Source organism: Enterobacter sp. T1-1, from assembly GCF_000710795.1.
Lineage (GTDB): Bacteria > Pseudomonadota > Gammaproteobacteria > Enterobacterales > Enterobacteriaceae > Enterobacter > Enterobacter cloacae.
This window is the reverse complement of record NZ_JALW01000051.1, coordinates 66,225-90,839: the sequence shown is the minus strand read 5'-3', so window position 1 is coordinate 90,839 and position 24,615 is coordinate 66,225. Positions and strand designations below refer to the sequence as shown.

The 24,615-nt window shown below is 54.8% G+C and carries 26 protein-coding genes; 7 read left to right on the top strand and 19 right to left on the bottom strand.

Translation table 11 applies throughout. The features are described from left to right. The first annotated feature begins 2 nt into the window (after nucleotides 1-2). Nucleotides 3-887 carry a formate dehydrogenase subunit beta gene (fdxH, locus tag AK59_RS0117025; RefSeq protein WP_003857048.1) on the top strand — a complete coding sequence of 295 codons (885 nt, stop codon included), beginning with the start codon at nucleotides 3-5 and terminating at the stop codon, nucleotides 885-887. Beyond that, nucleotides 880-1,536 carry a formate dehydrogenase-N subunit gamma gene (fdnI, locus tag AK59_RS0117020; RefSeq protein ID WP_013096526.1) on the top strand — a complete coding sequence of 219 codons (657 nt, stop codon included), beginning with the start codon at nucleotides 880-882 and terminating at the stop codon, nucleotides 1,534-1,536. Before fdxH ends, fdnI begins: the two co-directional genes overlap by 8 nt. Before the next feature lie 39 nt (nucleotides 1,537-1,575). On the opposite strand, the gene AK59_RS1000000124565 is transcribed toward fdnI, so the two are convergent. After that, nucleotides 1,576-1,899 carry a CcdB family protein gene (locus AK59_RS1000000124565; RefSeq protein ID WP_072007036.1) on the bottom strand — a complete coding sequence of 108 codons (324 nt, stop codon included), beginning with the start codon at nucleotides 1,897-1,899 and terminating at the stop codon, nucleotides 1,576-1,578. Nucleotides 1,900-2,188: 289 nt separating this feature from the next. Continuing rightward, nucleotides 2,189-3,007: a polyphosphate kinase 2 gene (gene ppk2 / locus AK59_RS0117015; RefSeq protein WP_013096528.1), complete on the bottom strand. Its 819-nt coding sequence runs from the start codon at nucleotides 3,005-3,007 to the stop codon at nucleotides 2,189-2,191. A gap of 167 nt (nucleotides 3,008-3,174) precedes the next feature. On the opposite strand from ppk2, the gene araJ reads away from it, so the two are divergent. Then, entirely contained in the window at nucleotides 3,175-4,350 is a 1,176-nt protein-coding gene (araJ, locus tag AK59_RS0117010) for an MFS transporter AraJ (RefSeq protein WP_029883335.1), read from the top strand. A 61-nt stretch (nucleotides 4,351-4,411) separates the two neighbouring features. Here the strand turns inward: araJ and adhP are convergent, their stop codons facing one another. The 6 genes from adhP to AK59_RS0116975 all read right to left on the bottom strand — a co-directional run bounded on the left by adhP (nucleotide 4,412) and on the right by AK59_RS0116975 (nucleotide 11,061). After that, on the bottom strand, nucleotides 4,412-5,422 hold the full coding sequence (gene adhP / locus AK59_RS0117005) for an alcohol dehydrogenase AdhP (protein ID WP_013096530.1): 1,011 nt from the start codon (nucleotides 5,420-5,422) through the stop codon (nucleotides 4,412-4,414). 195 nt (nucleotides 5,423-5,617) lie between these two features. Next, a complete protein-coding gene (locus tag AK59_RS0117000) occupies nucleotides 5,618-7,327 on the bottom strand; it encodes an ABC-F family ATP-binding cassette domain-containing protein (RefSeq protein WP_029883334.1) in 1,710 nt (569 codons plus the stop codon). 327 nt (nucleotides 7,328-7,654) lie between these two features. Further along, nucleotides 7,655-9,352, bottom strand: a complete 1,698-nt coding sequence (locus tag AK59_RS0116990) for an NAD-dependent malic enzyme (RefSeq protein WP_013096532.1) — start codon at nucleotides 9,350-9,352, stop codon at nucleotides 7,655-7,657. 176 nt (nucleotides 9,353-9,528) lie between these two features. Further along, nucleotides 9,529-9,666 (bottom strand): stationary-phase-induced ribosome-associated protein, encoded by a 138-nt coding sequence (gene sra, locus AK59_RS0116985; protein WP_013096533.1) that lies wholly within the window; start codon nucleotides 9,664-9,666, stop codon nucleotides 9,529-9,531. A gap of 95 nt (nucleotides 9,667-9,761) precedes the next feature. Then, a complete protein-coding gene (gene bdm / locus AK59_RS0116980; RefSeq protein ID WP_008501713.1) occupies nucleotides 9,762-9,977 on the bottom strand; it encodes a biofilm-dependent modulation protein in 216 nt (71 codons plus the stop codon). Nucleotides 9,978-10,209: 232 nt separating this feature from the next. Beyond that, nucleotides 10,210-11,061: a Vmh family MBL fold metallo-hydrolase gene (locus tag AK59_RS0116975; protein WP_029883333.1), complete on the bottom strand. Its 852-nt coding sequence runs from the start codon at nucleotides 11,059-11,061 to the stop codon at nucleotides 10,210-10,212. A 111-nt stretch (nucleotides 11,062-11,172) separates the two neighbouring features. Here AK59_RS0116975 and AK59_RS0116970 point away from each other — a divergent pair, with 111 nt between their 5' ends. Next, the gene (locus AK59_RS0116970) at nucleotides 11,173-12,066 is read left to right on the top strand and encodes a LysR family transcriptional regulator (protein ID WP_029883332.1); all 894 of its coding nucleotides are present in this window, start codon (nucleotides 11,173-11,175) and stop codon (nucleotides 12,064-12,066) included. A gap of 81 nt (nucleotides 12,067-12,147) precedes the next feature. Further along, on the top strand, nucleotides 12,148-12,576 hold the full coding sequence (locus AK59_RS0116965) for an OsmC family protein (protein WP_029883331.1): 429 nt from the start codon (nucleotides 12,148-12,150) through the stop codon (nucleotides 12,574-12,576). 23 nt (nucleotides 12,577-12,599) lie between these two features. Here the strand turns inward: AK59_RS0116965 and AK59_RS0116960 are convergent, their stop codons facing one another. Further along, a complete protein-coding gene (locus AK59_RS0116960) occupies nucleotides 12,600-13,505 on the bottom strand; it encodes a LysR family transcriptional regulator (protein WP_029883330.1) in 906 nt (301 codons plus the stop codon). A 134-nt stretch (nucleotides 13,506-13,639) separates the two neighbouring features. Between AK59_RS0116960 and AK59_RS0116955 the strand changes: the two genes are divergently transcribed. After that, on the top strand, nucleotides 13,640-14,389 hold the full coding sequence (locus tag AK59_RS0116955; protein ID WP_029883329.1) for an SDR family NAD(P)-dependent oxidoreductase: 750 nt from the start codon (nucleotides 13,640-13,642) through the stop codon (nucleotides 14,387-14,389). Here the strand turns inward: AK59_RS0116955 and AK59_RS0116950 are convergent. The 10 genes from AK59_RS0116950 to AK59_RS0116910 form a co-directional block, all read right to left on the bottom strand. Next, nucleotides 14,386-15,315: an ABC transporter ATP-binding protein gene (locus AK59_RS0116950; protein ID WP_029883328.1), complete on the bottom strand. Its 930-nt coding sequence runs from the start codon at nucleotides 15,313-15,315 to the stop codon at nucleotides 14,386-14,388. The genes AK59_RS0116955 and AK59_RS0116950 overlap by 4 nt on opposite strands. Next, nucleotides 15,308-16,294, bottom strand: a complete 987-nt coding sequence (locus AK59_RS0116945) for an ABC transporter ATP-binding protein (protein WP_029883327.1) — start codon at nucleotides 16,292-16,294, stop codon at nucleotides 15,308-15,310. The genes AK59_RS0116950 and AK59_RS0116945 overlap by 8 nt, the downstream gene beginning before the upstream one ends. Continuing rightward, a complete protein-coding gene (gene ddpC, locus AK59_RS0116940; RefSeq protein WP_029883326.1) occupies nucleotides 16,291-17,187 on the bottom strand; it encodes a D,D-dipeptide ABC transporter permease in 897 nt (298 codons plus the stop codon). The genes AK59_RS0116945 and ddpC overlap by 4 nt, the downstream gene beginning before the upstream one ends. Then, nucleotides 17,184-18,206, bottom strand: coding sequence for an ABC transporter permease (locus AK59_RS0116935; RefSeq protein ID WP_013096543.1), 1,023 nt, complete (start codon nucleotides 18,204-18,206; stop codon nucleotides 17,184-17,186). The genes ddpC and AK59_RS0116935 overlap by 4 nt, the downstream gene beginning before the upstream one ends. Nucleotides 18,207-18,228: 22 nt before the next feature. Continuing rightward, nucleotides 18,229-19,761 (bottom strand): ABC transporter substrate-binding protein, encoded by a 1,533-nt coding sequence (locus AK59_RS0116930; RefSeq protein ID WP_023619646.1) that lies wholly within the window; start codon nucleotides 19,759-19,761, stop codon nucleotides 18,229-18,231. Nucleotides 19,762-19,776: 15 nt separating this feature from the next. Next, nucleotides 19,777-20,352, bottom strand: a complete 576-nt coding sequence (gene ddpX / locus AK59_RS0116925; RefSeq protein WP_029883325.1) for a D-alanyl-D-alanine dipeptidase — start codon at nucleotides 20,350-20,352, stop codon at nucleotides 19,777-19,779. A 12-nt stretch (nucleotides 20,353-20,364) separates the two neighbouring features. Continuing rightward, nucleotides 20,365-21,219 carry a MurR/RpiR family transcriptional regulator gene (locus tag AK59_RS0116920; protein ID WP_013096546.1) on the bottom strand — a complete coding sequence of 285 codons (855 nt, stop codon included), beginning with the start codon at nucleotides 21,217-21,219 and terminating at the stop codon, nucleotides 20,365-20,367. A 292-nt stretch (nucleotides 21,220-21,511) separates the two neighbouring features. Beyond that, a complete protein-coding gene (locus AK59_RS0116915; protein WP_029883324.1) occupies nucleotides 21,512-21,934 on the bottom strand; it encodes a hypothetical protein in 423 nt (140 codons plus the stop codon). Next, nucleotides 21,912-22,334, bottom strand: a complete 423-nt coding sequence (locus AK59_RS1000000124560) for a polymorphic toxin type 44 domain-containing protein (protein WP_072007035.1) — start codon at nucleotides 22,332-22,334, stop codon at nucleotides 21,912-21,914. Before AK59_RS1000000124560 ends, AK59_RS0116915 begins: the two co-directional genes overlap by 23 nt. 2 nt (nucleotides 22,335-22,336) lie before the next feature. Then, complete coding sequence (locus tag AK59_RS0116910) at nucleotides 22,337-22,819, bottom strand: Hcp family type VI secretion system effector (RefSeq protein ID WP_029883323.1); 483 nt, start codon at nucleotides 22,817-22,819, stop codon at nucleotides 22,337-22,339. A 296-nt stretch (nucleotides 22,820-23,115) separates the two neighbouring features. Between AK59_RS0116910 and AK59_RS0116900 the strand changes: the two genes are divergently transcribed. Further along, nucleotides 23,116-24,600, top strand: coding sequence for an alpha/beta hydrolase (locus AK59_RS0116900; RefSeq protein ID WP_029883322.1), 1,485 nt, complete (start codon nucleotides 23,116-23,118; stop codon nucleotides 24,598-24,600). Nucleotides 24,601-24,615: the final 15 nt, after the last annotated feature.

Sequence of the window (24,615 nt, the reverse complement as noted above, 5' to 3'; positions counted from 1 at the left end):
AAATGGCGATGGAAACACAAGACATTATTAAACGCTCCGCGACCAACCCGATAACGCCCGCGCCGCGCGCGCGGGATTATAAGGCCGAAGTCGCCAAGCTTATCGATGTCTCTTCCTGCGTGGGCTGCAAAGCCTGCCAGGTGGCTTGTTCGGAGTGGAATGATATCCGCGATGAGGTAGGGCACTGCGTTGGCGTTTACGACAACCCGGCCGATCTGAGCGCCAAATCCTGGACGGTGATGCGTTTTAGCGAAACTGACCAGAACGGCAAGCTGGAGTGGCTGATTCGAAAAGACGGCTGTATGCACTGTGAAGATCCGGGCTGCCTCAAGGCCTGCCCGTCTGCAGGCGCCATTATCCAGTATGCGAACGGGATCGTCGACTTCCAGCAGGATAACTGTATCGGCTGCGGGTATTGCATTGCGGGTTGTCCGTTTAACATCCCGCGCCTCAATAAAGAGGATAACCGGGTATATAAATGCACCCTGTGCGTAGACCGCGTCAGCGTCGGGCAGGAGCCTGCCTGCGTCAAGACCTGTCCAACCGGGGCCATTCACTTCGGCACCAAGAAAGAGATGCTGGAGGTGGCGCAGCAGCGCGTGGACAAACTAAAAGCGCGCGGCTACGACAAGGCGGGCATTTACAACCCGCAGGGGGTGGGCGGTACGCACGTGATGTACGTTCTGCATCACAATGACCAGCCGGAGCTGTACCACAATCTGCCGAAAGATCCGGCGATCGATACCTCCATCAACCTGTGGAAAGGGGCGCTAAAACCGCTCTCGGCGGCGGGCTTTATCGCCACCTTTGCCGGGCTGATTTATCACTACATCGGTATCGGGCCGAATAAAGAGGTGGATGACGACGAGGAGGAGCATCATGAGTAAGTCGAAAATGATAGTGCGCACAAAGTTTGTCGATCGCGCCTGTCACTGGACGGTGGTGATCTGCTTCTTCCTGGTGGCCGTATCCGGAATTTCGTTCTTCTTCCCGACGCTGCAATGGCTGACGGAAACGTTCGGTACGCCGCAGATGGGGCGTATTCTGCACCCGTTTTTTGGCGTACTGATTTTTGTGGTGCTGATGTTTATGTTTGTGCGTTTCGTCCACCACAATATCCCGGACAAGCAGGATATTCCCTGGCTGAAGGGCATTATTGAGGTCCTGAAGGGGAACGAACATAAAGTCGCAAAGGTCGGTAAATACAATGCCGGACAGAAGATGATGTTCTGGAGCATCATGAGCATGATTTTCGTCCTGCTGGTGACCGGTGTGATCATCTGGCGTCCTTATTTTGCGCAGTACTTCCCGATGCAGGTCATCCGCTACGCGCTGCTGATCCACGCAACCTCAGCCATCATTCTGATCCATGCCATTTTGATCCATATGTATATGGCGTTCTGGGTTAAAGGGTCGATTAAAGGCATGATTGAAGGGAAGGTGAGCCGCCGCTGGGCGCAGAAACACCACCCACGCTGGTACCGGGAAGTGGAGCGACAGGAAGCGAAACAGGAGAGTACGGAAGGGATGAAGTAAAACGTCCTGCGCCGTCGGCTTTGCCCGGCGGCGCTTCGCTCATGTGTTAGTCAATAAACGATCAACGGCGGCTATAACATCATGACGAGCATTGCGTAAATTACACACAAAATCTTTGCTATTAATTTTCTGATTATTAAGGTTACTTATCATTGGTGAATAAATAAGTAGCGTTTCGAAATCTATATTTATTCTGGTGGCAAGGTGACTCTGCCATAATGGTAATCTATTGTTCCTCATAAGTGGAACAATAACGCGTGTTGTAAGATCAGCATAATAGTCATCCTGAATAAGCATGTAGTAAGGCAGGATATCTCTGGTTGCTGGTGAAAGATTACGATAAACGTTGAATTGTTTAAGCATCAAAATACCCTGAAAAATTCATCGTCTGTAAGGGTTCCGTGTTTTTCCACAAACTCATTCATGGCTTGTATAAATGCGCAATCCTCCGCGGATGGCGTACGTACTGAAGTCGGGACGATTTCATGATGACGTCGTAAATCACGGGATTGTGTGCCTAAGGGTTGGGGCGTTACGGCTGAGTGTTTCATGGGTATCTCCTTTGTTGGTGCGGTCATTATCAACCGCAGCCAACAAAAAACAATACCGTTTCCCCTGGTAATCTTCATTATGCGAGCCGTCTTCCAGCTTATCAGAATTTCTCCGCAATATATCGGAAAGGATATTTTGTTGGTTTGACTTTGCCAATTTTGCGCTTCGGCAAATCCACTTTTTCAACGTGAAGTTCTTTATACGGGATCTGCGAAAGCAGATGGGAGATAATATTCAACCGCACGCGTTTTTTATCTTCCGAGCGCGCCACAAACCACGGTGCCCAGGCAGTGTCCGTGGAGGCAAACATGGCATCCCGCGCTACGGTATATTCATCCCATAAATTGAACGATTTAATATCCATAGGCGATAATTTCCAGATCTTGCGGCCATCGTTGATGCGATCGCGTAGCCTGCGTTCCTGCTCCTTTGGTGTTACTTCAAGCCAGTATTTCAGCAAAATGATCCCGGCATCGACCATCGCTTTTTCCATCACCGGTGCGCCATCAAGAAACTTTTCAACCTGTTCCGGCGTGCAGAACCCCATCACCCGTTCAACGCCTGCGCGGTTGTACCAGCTGCGGTCAAAAATAACGATTTCACCGGCAGCGGGCAGGTGCGGAACATAACGCTGGAAATAAAGCTGCGTTTTCTCTTTCTCTGTAGGCGCAGGCAGCGCGACAACCCGGAATACGCGTGGGCTGACGCGTTCGGTTATCGCTTTTATGGTGCCGCCTTTACCGGCCCCGTCGCGTCCCTCAAACACGATGCAGACTTTCAATCCTTTGGCGACAACCCATTGCTGGAGTTTGACCAGTTCAACGTGAAGGCGACGAAGCTCTTTTTCATACTCTTTTGTTTTCAGAGGGGCATTTTTAACGACATCAACAGCGACGCTGGTTTTCTTGTTACTTGCCATGATTGTCATCCTCAGGTTGTCCGGTCGCGGGGAAGAAGCGAGGCCGCATTAAGAAGTGTAATTCACCTGAATTAATGGATTAACGTGTCAGTCTGCTGATTTGAACTGGCTCACCATACAAGATTATTCAATAATGCCCGCTGCGAATTTTCACTCGTGGTTGTGGTATGAAAAAGACAATTTTCTCGTTAGCCCTTAGCACGTTTGGCCTGGGCATGGCTGAATTTGGCATTATGGGTGTCCTGACGGAACTGGCGCATGATACCGGCATTTCCATTCCCTCCGCCGGAAATATGATTTCGTTTTACGCCTTTGGCGTGGTGATTGGCGCGCCGATTGTGGCGCTGTTTTCCAGTAAGTTCTCGTTAAAAACCACGCTGCTGTTTCTGGTTGCCCTGTGTGCAGTGGGCAACGCGATGTTTACCTTTTCCACATCCTATTTTTGGCTGGCGGCAGGGCGCTTAATCTCGGGGTTCCCGCACGGCGCAATTTTCGGCGTGGGGGCGATTATCCTCTCGAAAATAGCGCCACCGGGTAAGGTGACGGTGGCCGTGGCGGGGATGATCGCCGGGATGACCGTGGCGAATCTGGTGGGGGTTCCGTTTGGAACCTGGCTGGGGCATACATTCAACTGGCGTTATACCTTTTTCCTGATAGCCCTGTTTGACGCGCTGGTGATCCTCTCGGTGCTGGTGTGGGTACCAAACCTTCATGACGCATCAGAAATAAAACTCACCGAGCAGTTTCACTTCCTGAAAAAACCGGAACCGTGGCTGATCTTTGCCTCCACCATGTTTGGCAACGCTGGCGTTTTTGCGTGGTTCAGTTTTGTGAAGCCGTTTATGGTCAATGTCTCTGGCTTCTCCGAGGGGCTGATGACGATCATCATGATGTTGATGGGCCTCGGCATGGTGCTGGGTAACCTGCTGAGCGGGAAACTATCGGGTCGTTTCAGCCCGCTACGTATTGCTGCCACCACCGATATGGTGATTGTCGCCTCACTGTTATTGCTTTTCGCCTTTGGCGAACAGAAAACCGCGTCGCTGGTGATGGGGTTCATCTGCTGTGCCGGGCTGTTCGCACTCTCAGCACCACTGCAAATTCTGCTGCTGCAAAATGCGACAGGAGGGGAAATGCTTGGTGCCGCAGGCGGACAGATGGCGTTTAACCTGGGCAGTGCGATTGGTGCTTATTTTGGCGGAATGATGATTACGCTCGGTTTTAGCTGGAGCTATGTCACGCTACCGGCGGCGATATTATCCTTCCTGGCGATGAGCGCGCTGCTGGTGTATGGCTATCTGCGCGCCCGGCGGGCTAAGTCTGATGCTCGTGCGCTGGCCTGAGTGCCGGAATGTGGTCATAAAAAACCGCCCCATAAACGGAGCGGTTAGCGGGAACGGACCGTTACGAGCGTAAATCAATCACCATGCGGCCGCGTATCTGGCCCTGTTCCATCTCTTTGAAGATGGCGTTGATATCTTCCAGCGGGCGCATTGTCACTTTTGGCACCACTTTGCCTTCGGCAGCGAACTGGAACGCTTCCTGCAGATCCTGACGGGTACCAACCAGCGAGCCGACCACCTGGATACCGTCCAGCACCAGACGGGGGATATCAAGGCTCATGGCTTCCGGCGGCAGGCCAACGGCCACCACGCGGCCACCGGCACGCACCGCGTCCACCGCCGAGTTAAATGCTGCTTTCGCGACCGCCGTTACAACAGCCGCATGCGCGCCGCCGGTTTTTTCCTGCACGATTTTAGCGGCATCTTCGCTGCGGGAGTTGATGGTTAAGTCTGCCCCCATGCTCGCTGCCAGCTTCAGCTGTTCGTCGTTAACGTCAAGAGCGATGACTTTGGCGTTGAAGACGTTTTTCGCATACTGCAGCGCGAGGTTACCCAGTCCGCCCAGGCCGTAGATCGCAATCCACTGGCCCGGCTTGATATGGGAGACTTTTACCGCTTTGTAAGTGGTGACGCCGGCACAGGTTATGCTGCTGGCCGCAGCTGAATCCAGCCCGTCAGGCACTTTTACCGCGTAATCCGCGGTGACAATGCACTCTTCAGCCATGCCGCCATCAACGGAATAACCGGCGTTTTTCACATCGCGGCACAGGGTTTCGTTGCCGGTATTACAGTATTCACAGTGGCCGCAGCCCTCAAAGAACCACGCGACGCTTGCGCGGTCGCCGACTTTCAGTGACGTCACGCCAGGCCCAACTTCTTTCACGATCCCAATCCCTTCGTGGCCCAGGATCACACCGGTTTTATCACCGAAATCGCCATTTTTGACGTGAAGGTCAGTATGGCAAACGCCACAGCACTCCATTTTGAGCAGGGCTTCGCCGTGCTTCAGTGGGCGTAAGGTTTTTTCGGTAACATTGACCTGATGATCCTGTGTAACAACAGCAGCCTTCATAGGTTTCTCCTTGTTTTTGATGGGTATGTGTATCGCAGGGGAATACTACTTAAGGATTAATAGTTTAGAGGAGTTATGCAAGGCGGCGGCAACATAATGTCACCAATTGATGCGATTTCAGATTAAGAATACAGCGATCCTCTAATAATTAGGGGGGAATTCACTGGCCCGGCGAGTAGCTCGCCGGGCACAGATCTACAGTTTTGCTTCTATCACCTCAATCTCTTTGCGCCATTGCACCTGCAGATGTGGTTTCTGATGCTTAGGCTTACGCGCCAGGTCTTCTGCGAGTAGCGTTTCCAGCGCGATCAGCCTTTCAAGCAGATCGTCCGAGGCTTGCGCTTTAACATCCGCGACTGCGGGTGACGCCGACGACGCCATCAGGCCTGTGCGTTCACGCAGCCGTTCGAACACCGCTTCGGCGTCATGCCATTCGCTAAGCAAACCGTCCTCAATCAGCCAGAAGCGATTGCAGCTTTGGGCGATCAGCTGCCGGTCATGGCTGACCAGCAGCACTCCGCCGTCAAACTGTTGCAGGGTAGTGGCCAGCGCCTCTTTGCCTTCCATGTCCAGATGGTTGGTAGGCTCATCCAGCATCAGCAGGCTATAACGGGCAAGCGTCAGGCCGACAAACAGCAGGCGCGAACGCTCCCCGCCGCTGAGGGTGTTGACCTTTTGCCCGTGACGCGCCCACGGGAACCCGGCGCTGATAAGCGCCATCTTGCGATCCTGTGGCGCTGGCGCAAAAGGCTCCAGCGCGTCGAAGATCGTTGCCTCATCCGGAAGCTGATTCAGCGTCTGGTCGTAATAGCCTGGCGACACGCGAGGATGGAGTTTTAGCCCAGCCTCTGACGGTTCACCTGAGAAATGCCGCCAGATGAGCTTCATCAGCGATGATTTGCCGCAGCCGTTACGCCCGACGATAGCCACGCGATCGCCACTTTTAAGCCGCGCAATGTCGACGTGAAATAGAGCGGGCAACCCAGGTGCAGGCGGTACGCCGAGGTTTTCCATCTCCAGCAGTCGGTCCGCTCGCAGGGCATCACCACGCAGGGTTAACGTCCACGGACTGCCTGCCGTGAGCTCTGTCTGGCTCTCCTTTAGCCGCTCGACCTGTTTTTCCATCTGTTTGGCTTTGCGGGCCAGATCTTCGTTATCGTAGACCTTGCCCCAGGTGGCCAGCCGTCTGGCACTGGCGGTTACGCGGTCGATCTCCTTTTGCTCCGCCTTATGCCGCAGCGCATCGCTTTCGTCTTTCGCCACCAGCGCCTGGCGCGCGGCGGTGCAGGGAAGGGCAAAGTAGTGCAACATCTTATCGCGGAGGATCCAGCTACCGTTGGTGACGGCATCCAGCAACTGCCTGTCGTGCGAGACCAGTACAAAGCTGCCGGACCAGTTCTGTAAAAATTGTTCCAGCCAGAGCATGGTAGGCAAATCGAGGTGGTTGCTCGGCTCGTCCAGCAGTAACAGATCCGGATCGCCGATCAACGCCCGCGCGAGCAGGAGACGCGTGTGTTGCCCGCCGCTCAGCGTCGCCGACGTTAAGGCCATGTCCTGCGGCGTAAAACCCATACCCGCCAGCAGCGTTTCTGCTTTCCAGCGCAGGCTCTCGCGCTCAGTCGTGGGCAGTTGCGCCAGCACGGCATCCAGCATGGTCAGGGGATAAATGGCTTCTGGCAGATGTTGCTCAACGCGCGCCATCAGACAGTGTCCGGCCAGCGCGACGCTTCCGGCAGCGGGAGAGTCTGTGCCGTCCAGCACCTTCAGCAGCGTACTTTTGCCGCAGCCGTTGTCGCCCAGCAGGCCAATGCGGTCGCCTTTTTTCAGCGTAAAGGAGAGGGAGTCGAAGAGCGTGCCAAACGCCGTATCAACACGTAAAGATTGTGCAGTGAGTAAAGTGCTCATTGTTGCTTACCCAAGAGTTACAGGCATGTTTATGCCTCGTCAAACATCGCTGACGATAACTCAGTAAGCCCGAGAGAAGGGATTTCAGGGGTTGGTGTCTTCGCTCAAGCAGAAGTTATCGCAGCACGATACCGATAACGCTTGAGCTGGTGCGATCACCAAATGCATGTGAAACATTGAAAATTTCACAGTACAGCATAATTGGCCTCCTTATATATTCAGTGGGTTAATGGATGAAAGGAGTGTAGCGGGGGAAAGGCGGTTTGGCTAGGGGGGACGAATGTAATTCCCTCTCCCGGTGGGAGAGGGAACGGTCGGAACACAGTGTTAGATCGAAGTACGACGGTAGCTGCGGTATTCCGGCATCCAGAAGTTGTCGTCGATGGCCTGCTGCAGCGCGTCGGCAGAGGTTTTCACCGCCACACCCTGCTGCTGGGCCATTTTCCCGACCGCGAACGCGATAGCACGCGACACCTTGTGAATGTCTTTCAGCTCTGGCAGCACCAGTCCTTCGCCATCGTTCACCAGCGGCGAGTGGCCCGCCAGGGTCTCGCTTGCCGACATCAGCATCTCATCGGTAATGCGCGACGCGCCGGAGGCGATCACACCCAGACCAATGCCCGGGAAAATATAGGAGTTGTTGCACTGGGCAATAGGATAGGTTTTGTCCTTCCACACCACCGGATCGAACGGGCTGCCGGTTGCGACCAGCGCGTTCCCTTCGGTCCAGGCAATGATGTCCTGCGGCGTTGCTTCCACGCGCGAGGTCGGGTTGGAGAGCGGCATCACGATAGGGCGTTCGCAGTGCTTGTGCATCTCACGAATGATCTCTTCGGTGAACAGCCCCGTCTGACCGGAGACGCCAATCAGGATATCCGGCTTCACGTTGCGCACTACGTCCAGCAGAGAGAGCACTTCGTTGTCGGTGTCCCAGTTCTTCAGATTCTCACGTTTCTGCACCAGCTTGGTCTGGAACGGCAGCAGGTTTGGCATGCCGTCGGTCAGCAGGCCGAAACGGTCGACCATGAACACGCGGGAGCGTGCCAGCTCTTCGCTTAGCCCTTCACGCTGCGTCTGGGCGATAATCTGCTCGGCGATACCACAACCCGCAGAGCCTGCGCCCAGGAAGACAATTTTCTGATAGCTCAGTTGGCTGCCTGCCGCGCGACTGGCGGCAATCAGCGTGCCGACGGTGACCGCGGCGGTGCCCTGAATATCATCGTTAAAAGAGCAGATCTCATCGCGATAGCGGTTCAGCAACGGCATCGCGTTTTTCTGCGCGAAGTCTTCAAACTGCAGCAACACGTCCGGCCAGCGGTGCTTGACCGCCTGGATGAAATCATCGACAAACTGATAGTACTCGTCGTCGGTAATACGCGGATGACGCCAGCCCATATACAGCGGGTCGTTAAGCAACTGCTGGTTGTTGGTGCCCACATCCAGCACTACCGGCAGGGTATACGCCGGGCTGATGCCGCCGCAGGCGGTATACAGAGAGAGCTTACCGATTGGGATCCCCATGCCGCCAATACCCTGGTCACCGAGACCCAGAATACGTTCGCCGTCGGTCACCACGATCACTTTGATATTGTGGTTCGGCACGTTCTGCAGAATATCGTCCATGTTGTGGCGGTTCTGATAAGAGATAAAGACGCCACGGGAGCGACGGTAGATCTCTGAGAAGCGTTCACAGGCGGCACCCACCGTTGGGGTGTAGATCACCGGCATCATCTCTTCGAGATGATTTTGTACCAGACGATAGAAGAGGGTTTCGTTGGTGTCCTGAATGTTGCGCAGGTAAATATGTTTGTCGATTTCGGTTTTGAAACCCTGATACTGGATCCACGCGCGCTCTGCCTGTTCTTCAATGGTTTCCACCACTTCTGGCAGCAAACCGAGCAGGTTGAAGCTGCTGCGCTCTTCCATGCTGAAGGCGCTACCTTTGTTGAGCAGGGGGAATTCGAGTAATACCGGGCCGGCATAAGGGATGTATAGGGAACGATGTTTTTTCAGTTTGTTGTCCATGTCACTCACTCTTTTTTTGAAGATCCGTCCCTGACACTGCTGTTTGTCATCTTTCTGGCCTGTGCGATGGGGTGCGGTCAGGCGGTATTATAAAGGAGCTAAATATTAATTACCGCAACACATAAACAAAAACACCATCGGTTTTGCCGATGGTGTTGAGGATCTCTCCTGGGGACTTACTTGCCCGCGTGGCGTTTTCTGCCGGTGGCGTGAGTGACCTGTGTTTCACTGTCGCCTTCAATCACCACTTTACGTTGGTTAGAAAGCTTGTAGTTCAGTCCCAGTATATGGCGTGCCTGACGGTTCGATTTCATGTTAACTCCTCAATCCTGTTGATAGTTTTAAGGACCAGTTCGCTTACGCAAACGAAATGTAACCCCTTAGGTTGCAGATCCAGCTTAGCAGGTTTTTACAAAGGTGCGTTTTGCCCGCTGACGACGTAGTTAATGGTCTGCTGGTAGATGTCACTGAGGATGTCATTGTCTGTGGATTCCACCCACCTGGTCAGTTCCATCAAAATGTCATCTTCAGTCACAGCACCATGCTCGGCGTGAAGACCCTGTGCAATCGCGTTAACGAGTTCAGGTTGTGCTGCTGCAGTATTGGCCGGGTAATAAGTAAACATGCTGCCTCCGTGTCGTTGTCTGTTTAATGGTACGGCTCGCAAAAAATTTAATTCACAAACAGAATGGCAAATATTTTGGTCGCTGTGTCTAAGATTCATCTTAGAAATAAAAATGACATAAGTGCATGCTTTTATGCGCTTTTAGAATGGGAGGATATATTGAGGGTTTGCCGCGAGGATATTTTGCAGGCGCTCCTGCTATCACTGAAATATAGCAGGAGCAGATTTTACATTACCACTTCATTTCGCCGGTATTCACTTTGGCGCTTAATTCCAGCGAGCTCTCTTCAGCCAGACCCGGATACTGTTTTTTCATGGCGTTGATCACGCCTGTCGATGTTTTATGTTCTGACAACGCCTGTTCGAAGTGCTGGAGATAATCACGGGTAAAGTCGAGAGCACCGCTGCCTGCCGGTGGTGTTCCCAGATAGTGACCCGGGATCACGCGTTCAGGCTTATGTGCCGCCATGCTTTCCAGCGTCTGTTGCCACTGCTTGCGGCTGGCTGGCGTCTGGGTGTCTGCCGTCCAGACGTGGATGCCCCAGGCGACACCGGTACCACCGAGGATAGTTTTTGCCGAAGGGATCCAGACATAGGCGGCGTAGCTTTCTGGCTGCTCGATATCAATCTTCTCGCCGTCCACCATGAAGGTAGTGGATGCCAGCACCTGCGGAACGATAAGTTCGGTTGGTGCACCGTCTTTCATTTGCGGTCCCCAGAAGGCAAGCTTGGCGTCTTTGGTGGCCTTGATATGGTCAACCACCTGCTGTGTGGCCACCACTTTGGCATTCGGGAAGGCTTTCACCAGCGGTTGCAGACCAAAATAGAAATCCGGATCGCCAGAGGTAATGACGATTTTGTTCAGGGTTTTCCCGCTTTTGCGAATTTTGTCGACCAGCGCTTCGCCATCTTTGACGCTGAACTGGGCGTCAAACAGCACGGCCTCTTTTGGACCAGAGACCAGCGTGGAGGAGACCGCAAACATCCCTTTGTCCTGCGGGTTATAGGTATCAATGGTTAATGGCGCAGCAAACACCGCGGGCGTGATAAGCGTGGAGAGAAGAGCAAGGTGAGTGAATTTCATTCTGATGTCTCTGTTGTTCAGGAAAGTCTTTATTGTACGGATATTCGCATTTGCCAGAATTCCTGAAACAAGACATGCTTTGTTTCATAAATCGAGCAAATGGGGTGTGATATGGATCGCGTTATTGCCGCTCAGGTCTATAACCGGATATGCGAGCTGGGAAGCCTGAGTGCAGCGGCCCGGGCGTTGGGGATCTCCCGTCCGATGGTGAGCCGCTATCTTGAGCAAATGGAGAAGTGGGCCGGTACGCGGCTGGTAAACCGCTCGACGCGCAAGCTGACGCTGACGGCGGCCGGAGAGAAGGTGCTGCTAAAAACGCGAACGCTGTCCCAGCTGTCGCAGGAAATTGAGGGCCAGTCGGAGAAAGATCTCCCTTCAGGCACGCTACGGGTGGCCTGCGCCCATTTTACCGCCATGCATCTGATTGCCCCGGTGCTGCCCGGCTTGCTTTCGCGCTACCCGCAGCTGCGCATTGAGCTGGATGTGAACAACCATCCGGTGAGCCTGGTAGGGGAACGCATTGATGTGGCGATCCGCATTACGGATAACCCAGAGCCCGGGATGATCGCCCGCAGGCTCGGGGAGTGCCGTTCCGTGCTGTGCGCGTCGCCGCAGTATCTTGCAAACCACGGCACGCCAGAGCAGGTGGAGGAGTTAGCGCAGCACAACTGTCTTCATTACAGCTTTTTCGCCGGTCAGGCGTGGCACTTCCTGACGCCGGAAGGGGAAAACGTCAGCGTCGCCGTGAGCGGCAACCTCAGCGCCAGCATCTCGTCATTGTTGATGGAGGCGGCGGTGAAGCATTGCGGCATTGCCATGCTGCCGGAGCAGGAAGCACATGCCGCGATTGAACAGGGCACGCTGGTCCCGGTGCTGAGCAGCCTGACGCCCAAAGCGTTAGCCATTCACGGTATTTATCAGTCCCGGGAGTATCAGCCCGCGGCGTTGCGCGTGTTTCTTGATGAGATAGCGCACCATCTGTCAGGCGACGCGCAGCGGGTATAGGTCACAGAATTGTCTGTGTTCCAGGGTGTGCCGGAACCATCGTCTATACTTATCCCTTTGTAAGCCAAAAGGAGAGCAAGAATGACGATTCATAAGCACGGTTCGGCACACTGGTCTGGTGATATCAAAAATGGCAAAGGGACGGTCTCAACGGAAAGTGGCGTCCTGAATCAACAACCTTACGGCTTTAACACCCGCTTCGAAGGCGCTAAAGGCACTAACCCGGAAGAGTTGATTGGCGCAGCTCACGCCGCCTGTTTCTCAATGGCGCTGTCGCTGATGATTGGTGAAGCGGGCTATACCGCAGATTCCATCGATACCACAGCGGATGTCTCGCTGGATAAAACCGATGGCGGCTTCGCAATCAGCAAAATTGCGCTAAACAGCAAGGTCACCGTACCGGGTATGGACCCGCAGAAATTCGACGGCATCATCCAGAAAGCGAAAGCAGGATGCCCGGTGTCGCAGGTACTGAAAGCGGAAATCACGCTGGACTATAAACTTAACTAAGCCTGAGCCGGGCGAAGGCCCGGCTATCCCTTCAGCGCAGCAGGAAAAACCGCTGCCAGCCATGCAATAAACGCCTTAAGCCGATGCGTCAGATGCCGGTTTTGCGGATAAACCACGTGAAACGGATACGCGGCCGGGCGCCAGTCGCTTAAAATTTCTTGTAACGTACCCGCCTGAAGATATGTCTTTGCTGAATACGTAAACGTCTGAATGATCCCTAATCCTGCCACCGCCGCTGCCAGGTGCGCATTGCTTTCATTAACGCCGAGATAGTGCGAAATGCCGATCTCCTGCACCTCGCCGCCTTTCCTGAAGCGAAACGGAAAGGGTCGCCCGGTGACCGGGGAGAGATAGCTTATAAGTTTATGTCCGTTGCGCAACTCTTGCGGATAAGCCGGAACGCCGTGCTTTTTCAGATAGCCCGGCGTTGCGCAGGTCACCATGTCGGCGTCGCCCAGATGACGGGCGATAAGGGTGGAATCGTTCAGCGGACCGCCTCTGATCACACAATCCACGTTGCCGCTGATCAAATCAACAGGACGATCCGCCACGCCAAGATCGATGCGAATATCCGGGTAGCGCTGCATGAAATCCGGGAGCAGGGGGATGAGCACGTCGCGGGCAGTCGAACCGCCAATATCCACCCGCAGATGTCCTTTCGGTGTGGCGTGAGAGACGCGAAACGAGGTATCGATATCTTCGATATCAATGAGCACCCTGAGCGCTTTTTCATAATACTCCGCGCCTTCCGGCGTCGTGACCACCCGGCGGGTGGTACGGTGCAGCAGCCGTATTTCAAGATGCGCCTCAAGCGCTTTCACAAGCTTGCTCAGTGTGGCGATGGGCATGTTTAGCGAATCAGCCGCTCGGGTAAAGCTACCGGTTTCCACAACCCGCGTGAAGGCGCGCATCGCCATGAGCTGGTCCATCTTTTTCTCTCAATTATTTCTGTCTGTGAATAGTCATTTTCATTTTTGCTGGTTTTTCACTAATCCGGCAAGGTCTAATGTGTCTCCAGCGCAAGCAAAAACGCGCAACGCAAACCCAACAAAAGGTAAATGACATGAACACAACGCTCTTCGAAAAAATCGCACTGGTCACTGGCGGCAGCACCGGTATTGGTCTTGCCACGGCGCAGGAGCTGGCGGCTCAGGGCGCCAAAGTCTATATCACCGGTCGTCGACAGGCCGAGCTGGATGCCGCCGTCGCACAAATTGATTCCCGTGCGGTGGGTATTCGTGCCGACGTCTCACAACTCGCCGATCTGGATCGAGTCTATGCGCAGATAGCAAAAGAAGAAGGGCGTCTCGATATTTTGTTCGCCAATGCGGGTGGCGGAGATATGCTGCCGCTGGGAGCAATCACCGAGGAGCAGTTTGACCGTATTTTCGGCACAAACGTGCGCGGAGTGCTGTTTACAGTACAAAAAGCGCTGCCGCTGTTATCTGCCGGGTCGTCCATTATTCTGACCGGTTCAACGGTGTCGATAAAGGGAACGGCAAACTTTAGCGTCTACAGCGCCAGCAAAGCCGCCGTGCGCAACTTTGCCCGCTCCTGGGCGCTGGATCTGCAGGGCCGTGGGATCCGTATCAACGTGGTCAGTCCTGGCCCCGTCAAAACCCCGGGACTCGGCGAACTGGTGCCAGAAGAACATCGTCAGGGGCTGTACGATGCGCTGGCTGCACAGGTTCCGTTAGGACGTTTAGGTGCGCCGGGCGAGGTGGGGAAAGTGGTGGCGTTTCTGGCCTCTGACGCGGCCAGCTTTATTAACGCCACCGAGCTGTTTGTTGATGGTGGGATGGCGCAAATTTAATCCACATTACGCCAGCAGCGCACGCTACGGCCCTCGTGTGAAGGCTGTAGCGGCTGCGGGCGTTCACACCCTTGCGTGGCCTGCGGACAACGGTCGCGGAAATAGCACCCCTCGGGCAGATGGCGGTTACCCGGGAGATCCGTTTTACGCAGCGCCAGGTTTTCATCCAGCGGCTCACCGGTTCTGGGAACGGAATCGAGCAGCAGCCTGGTGTAGGGATGACGCGGCGTAACCAGCACCTGTGCCGCCGTGCCCAGTTCGACAATCTGCCCCAGATACATCACCGCCACGCGATCGCTCATGTGCCTGACAACCGAGACGTTATGGGATATCAGCACATAGGTCAGATTGCGTTCCTGCTGCAGCTTCACCAGTAAATTGAGGATCTGCGCCTGTACGGAAATATCCAGCGCGCTGGTGGGCTCATCCAGCACGATGATGTCCGGGTCAGAGGAAAGAGCGCGGGCGATAGCAATACGCTGGCGTTGCCCGCCGGAAAAGGCGTGCGGCAGGCGGTCGAGATATTCCGGGCGGATACCGACCTGCTGCGCCAGGTTTTCAGCAAGCTGACGTCGTTCCCGTTCGCTGCTGCGTTTTTGCACCCACACCGGCTCGGTGATAATGCGCCAGACCGGCAGGCGCGGGTCAAGCGACGAGAGCGGATCCTGGAACACCATCTGCATACCGCCCGCGTGGTTTGTCCGTGCACACAGGCCGGCACTGGGTTTGAGCATCCCCATTAAAAGCTGCGCCAGCGTGCTTTTGCCACAGCCGGATTCGCCAACAATCCCCAGCGTTTCGCCGCGATGGATCTGAAGATCCAGCCCGTTAAGAGCGTGCACCTGTTCCGTGACTCGCCCCAGCCAGTTTTTGCGTGCGGGAAAGTTAACGTGCACGCGATCCAGTTCCAGCAGTACGTCAGACATGGGTTTTCTCCTGTTGCGGATACCAGCAGGCCGCCCGCTGGCCTTCGGCCCCCTGAGGCAGTAAGCGCGGCGTTTCAGTGCATTTTACGCCCGCAGCAAAACAGCGCTCCCGAAAAGCACACCCGCGCGGAAGCTGGCTAAGATTGGGCACTGTACCGGGGATGGCAGGCAGCATCTCGCGCGGCTCGCCGTTTTCAGGCGCACACTGCAGCAGGCCGATGGAATAGGGATGAACGGGATGGTGGATCAGCGTTTGCGTGGTGCCGCTTTCAATCACGCTCCCGGCGTACATGACATACATCCGATCGCAGAGCTGTGAAACCACCGCCATATCGTGGCTGATGAACAGTACCGAGGTTCCGCTGGCCCGCGCTTTATGCTTCAGCAATCGCAGTACCTGTAGCTGGACGGTGACGTCCAGTGCGGTGGTCGGCTCATCGGCAATAATCAGCTCAGGCTCGCAGGAGAAGGCCAGCGCAATCATCACCCGCTGGCGCATGCCACCGGACAGCTCGAACGGATAACGTTCCATGACCTCCGCCGCATCCGGGATCTGCATCTCTTCCAGCAGGGTGATCGCTTTTTTCCCGGCATCACGCCGTGAAAGGGGCTGATGCTGGTGGATCACCTCCACCATCTGTTTGCCAATTCGTCGCGTTGGGTTCAGCGCTGTCATCGGCTCCTGAAAAATCATCGCCACTTTGGCACCGCGCCACTGGCGGAGCTGTTTCTCGGATGCATTCAGGACATCTTCACCCAACAGTTTTACCTGCCCGCGATGGATCCGGTAACTGCCCTCCGGCAGCAGACGCATGGTCAGCATCGCCGTTACCGATTTTCCGGAGCCGGATTCGCCCACTACTCCAACAATCTCTCCGCGTTTGATCTCCAGCGATACGTGGTTCAGGGCGTGAACTTCGCCGCGAAATATCGGGAAGCTCAGGTGTAAATCTTCAATGGTTAATACTGCTTCGCTCATGCCTGTTTTCCTCCCGATTTCGGATCCAGCAGGTCGCGAATGCCGTCACCAAACAGATTAAACCCGACGGCAGTGATCAGAATTGCCGCGCCAGGAAAGGCGCAGTACCACCACTGGTCGAGCACATAGTTGCGGCCCACGGCCACCATCGCTCCCCATTCGGCGGTGGGCTGCTGTGCCCCAAGGCCGATAAAGCCCAGCGTGGCGGCCATCAGAATGGCGCTGCCAATATCCAGTGAGGCCTGCACGATCAGCGGTGGCAGGGCGTTACGCAGAATGTGCCAGCTGATCAAATGCCAGCGCGACGCGCCAAATGTACGGGCGGCCTGCACATAGGTAAACTGGCGCACCACCAGGGTTTGCCCGCGCGCCAGGCGAACGTAAAACGGGATACGCACAATCGCAATCGCCAGCATGGCGTTAAACAGACTCGGCCCAAGCGCCGCCGCCAGCGCCATGGTCAGTACCAGGGAGGGAATGGAGAGCATAATGTCCATCACCCGCATAATGATGGCATCGCCGCGACCGCCCAGCACGCCGGACAAACAGCCCAGCAGCGAGCCGATACTCCCGGCAATCACCACCACCGCCAGCCCGGCGGTAATGGATTGCTGGCTACCGACCAGCACGCGGCTGAACAGATCGCGTCCGACTTCATCGGTACCAAACCAGTGTTGCGCAGACGGGGCCTGCAGCCGGGCAGTGAGATCCAGCGCGTTCGGATCATGGGGGACGATCCACGGTGAAGTTACCATCAGCAACAGCATCACCAGCATAATCACCCCGCCGATCAGCGTGAGCGGGCTTTGACGCAGCATCCAGAACAGCCTTGCCCAGTCGATGCCCGGTTTCGTTGTGTTTACGGGGACGGGCGTTTCCTCAGTCAACATCATTCGGCACCTCCGCGCCCGATACGAGGGTCAATCCACAGATAGAGCAGATCAACCACCAGATTGACGACCACATAGGCCAGTGAAACCACCACGGCGAAGCCCATGACGGCAGGGAAATCCAGTGCCTGAATGGAGGTCACCACCCAGGCGCCCATGCCTGGCCAGGCAAAGACGGTTTCGGTCAGTACCGCACCATAAAGCAGATCGCCCAGCGCCAGCCCGAGTACGGTAATGGACGGGATCATCGCATTCGGCAGGGCATACCGCAGGACGATATACCAGCCCGGCAAGCCGCTGGCGCGGGCGGTGCGAATGTAATCTTCGCTGAGCTGCTCCAGCATGGCGGAACGTACCTGACGCGCCACGATGCCAAGATGAACAAACGCCAGCGTCAGTGACGGTAAAATCAGGTGTTGCAGGGCGTTGAAAAAGACCTCGCCGTTACCCTCCAGCAGGGCATCCAGCAGATAAAAGCCCGTCACGTGGGCCGGCGGGTCGAGCCAGTCGTCCAGCCTGCCGCCGCCGGGCAGAAGCTGAAGATGGCCGTAGAACAAGACGATGACGCCCAGACCCAGCCAGAAGGCCGGTGTGGAGATCCCGGTCATCGCCATCAGCCGTACCAGATGATCCAGCCAGCGGTTACGGTAGACCGCCGATAAAATCCCCAGCGGAACGCCGATCACCAGCGCCAGCAGCAGGGAACAGAACGCCAGCTCCAGCGTGGCAGGGAAGAAGGCTTTTAAATCTTCCGCCACCGGCCGCCCGGTACGGATAGAGGTCCCTAAATCGCCGTGCGCCAGGGCATCCACATAGCGGCCAAACTGGATATAGAGCGGCTGATCCAGTCCCAGTTGCTGGCGAATGTTTTGCACAATCTCGTCGCTGGCACGGTCACCGGCCAGCAGGCGGGCCGGATCGCCGGGGATCAGGTGTGAAATGATAAAGGTGATGATACAGACACCGGCTACTACCAGGATTAACCCCCAGCAGCGCTGGCGCACAATGCTCCAGAACGTCATACACTTTCCCCCGGCGAAACCGTTACTTGCTCATGGTGGCGATGTTGAACACCTGCTCGAGCATTGGATTAAAGGTGAAGCCTTTGACCTCTTTGTTCATTGCCAGCTGGTAATTCTTCTGGAACAGATAAACGTAGGCCGCTTCGTCAATCACAATCTTCTGCGCCTGCTGGTAATCGCGGGTGCGCTCCGCCTGGTCCGTGGTTTTCAGCGCCGCCTGCAGCAGGGAATCGACCTCTTTGTTCTCATAGAACGAGCGGTTGCCCGGCAGACCTTTTTTGTCCGACTCAAACCAGTAGTTCATGAACATGTACGGGTCGGCAAAGTCCGGGCTCCAGTTGCCAATGGCAATGTCATAGTCGCCTTTACCCACGCGGTCGCGCATGGTGGCGTTAGCCAGTTTTTCCAGCTTGACGTTGATACCGAGCTTGCCCAGGCTGGCCTGAGTGGAGAGGGCGATAGGCTCCCAGTTCGGGTCGTTGTCCGAGTAGAGGAACGTCAGGCTGGCCGGTTTATCTTTGACTTTCTCCAGTGCCGCTTTCGCTTTGGCCTCGTCAAAGCTGTACTGCATGGCGGTGGCGTCAAAGCCCCACATGCCATCCGGGATCGGGCCGCGCATCTGCTTGCCGTTACCGCTGAGAATGCCTTTCACCATCCCCTGATAATCGGTTGCCCAGGAGACGGCGCGGCGCAAATCCACCTGATTCAGCGGCGCTTTGCTGTTGTTGAGATAGAGATAGGTCACGCGCAGGGACGGATACTCCGCCACGGCGACTTTGCCCTCCTGCTTGAGCGCCGAAAGCTGATCGACAGGCAGGGAGTCGGCAATATCCAGATCGCCACGGGAAAGCTGCAGGCGACGCGACGCGCTTTCACCGATAATTTTCACCGAGACGCGCTTAAAGTGGGGCTTATCTCCCGCCCAGTGCGGGTTAGGCACCAGCACCAGCTGCTGACCTTTTTGCCAGCTCTTCAGCATAAATGGCCCGGAACCGGCGGTGTTCTGCGCCAGATAAGCTCGCGCGTCATCGGCGGCATTGGCCTTCAGTACGGCCGGGTTAATAATCGATGCACCGTCATTCGCCAGGGTATAGAGGAAGGGAGCAAACGGCTGGCTGAGGGTGAATTTCACCGTGTGGTCATCAACGGCGTCAATTTTGAGATCTTTCGGGAACGCTTCAGACGGCCCCTGGCTGAGCTTCAGCAGGCGCTCAAACGACAGTTTTACCGCTTCAGCGGTGACCGGCGTGCCGTCAGAGAATTTCGCGTTGTCCGTCAGGGTGAAGGTCCACTCTTTCTGATCCTCAGATGCCTTCCAGCCCGTGGACAGATCGCCTTCGACCTCCGTGGTGCCAGGTTTGTACTTCACCAGACGCTGATAGGACGGATAGGTGACGGTCCAGTCGTTGTTATCGATGGTGATTGCCGGATCGAGGGTTTGCGGGTCGGCGGCTTTACCTATCACCAGCATGTCTTTCGGAACGGCGGCCTGCGCAGCAGGCATGCTCAGGGCCAGCGTGGCGGCGATAAGCGTCGTGAGAAGCGTTGTTTTCATGGCAGTGCTCCAGGTTTAAAGAGGGGTGTGCGTCAACGGAAAACAGGCGAAACGATCGTCAAGAAGGGGATAACTGGCGGCGTTTGGCAACTCGAAGTGCCACCATTCGCTGCCGATCCCCATAAAGCCGCCGCCAAACATGATGGCGTTAAGCAGCAGGCGGTTGCGCTGGGCGTGCGGCGGCACAGAAGGATGATACGGATGAGAACGGTCATCCATCTCATCAAACCCGGCCCCCATATCCAGCACGTTGTTATGTTCATCCATCAGGGTGACGTCGATGGCCGTGCCGCGGCTGTGATTGGAGCCAATGGCCACATCCACCACATATTCCGGGTTCGGGCACGCATCCCACAGCTGCGCCTGGGCCTGCTGTGGGCGATAGGCGTCGTAGACCACCAGTTTCAGTCCGGCGAGCGTGGCGATGCCAATCGATTTCGCCAGCGCGGTGGCGGCATCGGTATGCAGCAAACACAGCGCCTCCTGATAAATGGGACGGCCAGTCAGGTTGTCGGCGGTGGCGTATTTCAGATCGATATGCAACTCAGGAAACATTCTGGCGACATCGATCAGTTCACTCTCTTCGGGCATAGCTCCACTCCTTTAGCGTTCGAATTGTCCAAACTCTTGTTGTAATTCACGGTTTATCGTCAGACGGTCTGCAAGCGCATCACCCAGCGCCTGGACCACGCCTGACAGCAGCAGGTTGAAAAGACAGCTCACAGGGGCCAGCGAATCCCAGAAGTGGCCGGTATCGGTTTTAACCTGCAATAAATCAATAGGGTAATCCCGCGCCCACGGACACCAGATATCGGTGATCAGGGCCATCGGAATACTTTTCTCACTTGCGACACGACAGTACTGCCGGGCAATGGCGGAATAGGCGCGGGTATCGGTCAGCACCACATAAGGGTGGTCAAAACCGGAGTTTAGCGATTCAACCCAACTGCCGGATAACCCCTCGGAGTAGCTCACGCGCGGACGCAGATATTCCAGGTGGCTGAAGAAGGCGTTGGCAATCCCGCGCGTTGACTGAATACCCAGCACAAACACCGCCTCAGCATGGGTGAGCTGATGGACGATTTGCTTAAAGACATCGGTTTGTGCCAGCTGATAAACATGGGTGATTGCATCCACCTCCAGCGAAAGGGAGTGCTGGAGGCGATCCGAGAGCGGGCGCTGCTGTTGCCAGGAGTCCAGACGTTCGTTCATTCCCCAGGGCTGATAAGGATCGCGCAGGCTTTTTTTGGCATCGTCCAGGTTGCGATACCCCAGCTTACGCAGGAAGCGCCCGACGGTGATCCCGCTGGTGCCGGTAGTCAGCGCCACGCTCTCTGCCGTCTCAAACGGTATCAGCGCGGCGTGCGCCAGCATCCAGCTTGCCACACGCTTTTCGCTGGGCGTCAGCTGGCTGAAGGTGGCTTCGATACGGTTCAGCATTTCAGGTTTGGTGGTCATTACCGCCTCGCTGTTAACCGGCTGTCAATGGCGGGAATTCTGTTACCTGGTTAACAATGCATGACGCGTGCCATGTTCACATGACGGCGAAAAGCCGCTGTGCTGTAAACTTCATGCAATATTTGATTAACCAATGATCAACATTTGTGCAGCGTAGTTCACTTTTGGTGCAGTGTGTATGACGGTAAGCAAGAACTTTGAAGGGGCGCGCATTTGCGATCCTGAATCGCCCGTCGCCCGTGAGGAAAGTTTGTGATGAAGAGAAACAGAGATAATGATTTGCCAGGTTGCCCTATGGCCTGGCAACGAGATTTATACCTATGCGGTATAGGTTAGATTGAATACGATACTGCGCGGGACTTGAAAAATAATATATATCGCCTGTAATGTTGAGATAAATCTGCCCATTATCGACTTTACGTAAGGCGTTTGCGTCTCGTGTTTTCAAAAAGGGAGTATAATCATCCAGATGAGATATAAAGTCATTGTCTGACGTTTTATTATCAATCAGGTAATAATGGTAACCGAATGCTGTAGTCGCTCCAGCATCACTTTGCACAATATAAATATTTGCGGATTCATTTAAAGCTGTTTTCTTATATATGCTATATTCCACAGGAAATATCCACCGGGGGATCATATATATAATCCAAATCATCACGATAAGAATAACGCCTAATGCGTACCGTTTTTTAAAACCCCGTTCTTTTAGCATAATCAATACCTGCTCTTATCCAGACCTGATCCGCAGGATCATCTCCATAGGGTGCTGATTCATACCAGGTGCCAAATTTCTGTGGATCCCCGTTACCCGATCGACTTTGCGCCCATCCAGCCCCTCTTAACAATATTTGTTCAGAAATGCCTGCCGCAGTACCGACGGCACCGTAATTGAAATTACCATAATCGGCATACTGGCGTCCTGATAGTGATTTATAGTCCCACGGTCCATGTAGCCTTACCATCCCATAGAACCAGATGTAAGTCAGTACTGATGGGCCTTTATGGAATCTTGCTATCATCATGTTGTTAACAATGGATGCGCCAGGGGGAACCAGCAAGGAGGTTGGATACGCAGGCGGTGTTGGATGAACGGGTATCGTTGGATAGCGCATAATTAACGCTCCGCCCAACTATCAGCAAACTGTAAATTTCCATCACAAAACTTCCACGTAATTTTATCGTACCGTAACTCAACCAGTTCCAGATGATTATGCTTTTCTTTGGTGGGATCTTTTATGTCGTGCATTAGCGGTGAAACCGAGACTACTTTCACGTTTTCAAGTGTCATATTGTAATATTCAACTTCCTGCCCCGCATCGTTTATCTTGTACCACTTAAATTCCGCAGTCTTAAGTGTTTGTCCGGTCGCTACTGCCTTCATGAGGTAAGGGGAGGACGAGTCAATTTCTTTCTGAAATAACAAAGGGGCATGTTGGCGAGTGCCCATTACTTTTCCGGTAAGTGCATCGGTAGGTAATCTCAGACTGTGTGTGAAACCGGTGATTTCAATGCTGCCTTCTCGATCCTGAACATCTACGCTTCCTTTTATTTCAGTATTGCCATCATCTCGTATCCATAAATAAGCCGGTATAGCCATTGTTAAAACTCCATTTTCAAAAAAGAGATTATAAATATACGTAAATATCATCTTTTAGCATGCGGTTTAGTGTTATTTATTGTTAACCAAGATAATCAAGGTTGATGTATTTAATATTGGCATTTATTTAATTTATGAAGCAGGTGAATGAAGAAATAATGGATGTCGTATGGGCATACCTTACACAAGCGCTGATAAGCGCGAAAAAAATCATTAGCAATAAATACAGTGAATACCTCAGCCCCTTCACATTTTTGATAAGATACAAACACAGTGACTAAGAGAAGGAACCCGGCATGGCGAATCTGCCCTGGCGTGTCAGCGTGCGCCTGATGGCTCTCGCAAAGAAAGTGGCGATGGTCATAGGGATTATCGTGGTTGTGCTGCTGGCAGTGCGGGTATATCTCTCGCAGCAGGGGCCGGCGTTACATCTCTGGCATACCTGGCGTGCGGATGAAATGAGCGTAAGCGAGCTGGATAAGGCGAACTTTGCTGACTATCTCGACCGGGAAAAGGCCATCTTCACCGACCTGGATAACGCGGTCACGGCAAAAACGAAGGGGGAGGAGCGTACCGCCTTAAACCGCTACTACCGTCAGAGCCTGGTGTGGCCCGGAAAATTTACTCCGGATGCAAATCGCTCGTTTGTGCTGATGCCTGCCGGTAAACCGCGTGGTGCAGTAGTTTTACTGCACGGACTCACCGATTCGCCCTATAGCGTTAAGCACCTTGCCGTTGATTATCAGCAGCGCGGATTTGTGGCCGTGGTGCCGCGCCTGCCCGGACACGGGACGGCACCAGGGGCGCTGACAAATGTTGACTGGGAGATGTGGCTGGCGGCGACGCGTCTTGCCGTGCGCGAAGCCTCCCGTCTGGCGGGGGATAACGTTCCTTTGCATCTGGTGGGCTATTCCAACGGCGGGGCGCTGGCGATGAAATACACCCTGGACGCGCTGGAGTCGCCTTCGCTGCGAAAACCTCAGCAACTGGTGTTGTTGTCACCAATGATCGGCGTCACGGCGTTTGCCCGCTTTGCCGGATTCGCAGGCTTACCGGCACTGTTACCGGCGTTTGCGAAAGCGGCTTGGCTGAATATCGCGCCGGAGTATAACCCTTACAAATACAACTCTTTCCCGGTAAACGCGGCGCGTCAGTCGTGGCTGTTGACGAAGGCGCTGCAGGAGCAGATTGGCCGCGATGCACAAAACCACACGCTGGATCGGTTGCCGCCGGTACTGGCCTTTCAGTCGGTGATGGATTCCACCGTCAGTACCCGTGCGGTTGTCACGGGGTTATTCGACCAGCTTCCGGCCAATGGCAGTGAACTGGTGGTGTTTGATATCAACCAGGCGGCGAGTTTCCGCCCGTTATTCCGGCCGTCGTCGTGGACGGCCCTCTCTGAGTTGTTGCCGTCTGCGCAAAGACGTTACAGTGTCACGATTGTAACCAACGCCAGTGCGGAGCGTTTCGCCACGGTCGCGAAGCACATCCCCGCAGGCAGCACAGAGGAGACCGTGGAGCCGCTGGCGCAGCAGTATCCGCCGGAGGTCTATTCGCTTTCGCATGTCGCCGTACCTTTCCCGCCTGATGACGATCTGTATGGCCGGCATCCTGCCGTGAAAAACCGCTATGGCATCAGCCTGGGCACCATTGCGTTGTGGGGAGAGACCTCCGTACTGAGCGTGGGTAAAGATGCCCTGATGCGGGTGACCTCAAATCCGTTTTACGACTACATGAAGATGCGGATCGACAACCGCATCGGGACGGAGGAAAAAGGGTGATCCCTTAAGCCGTTA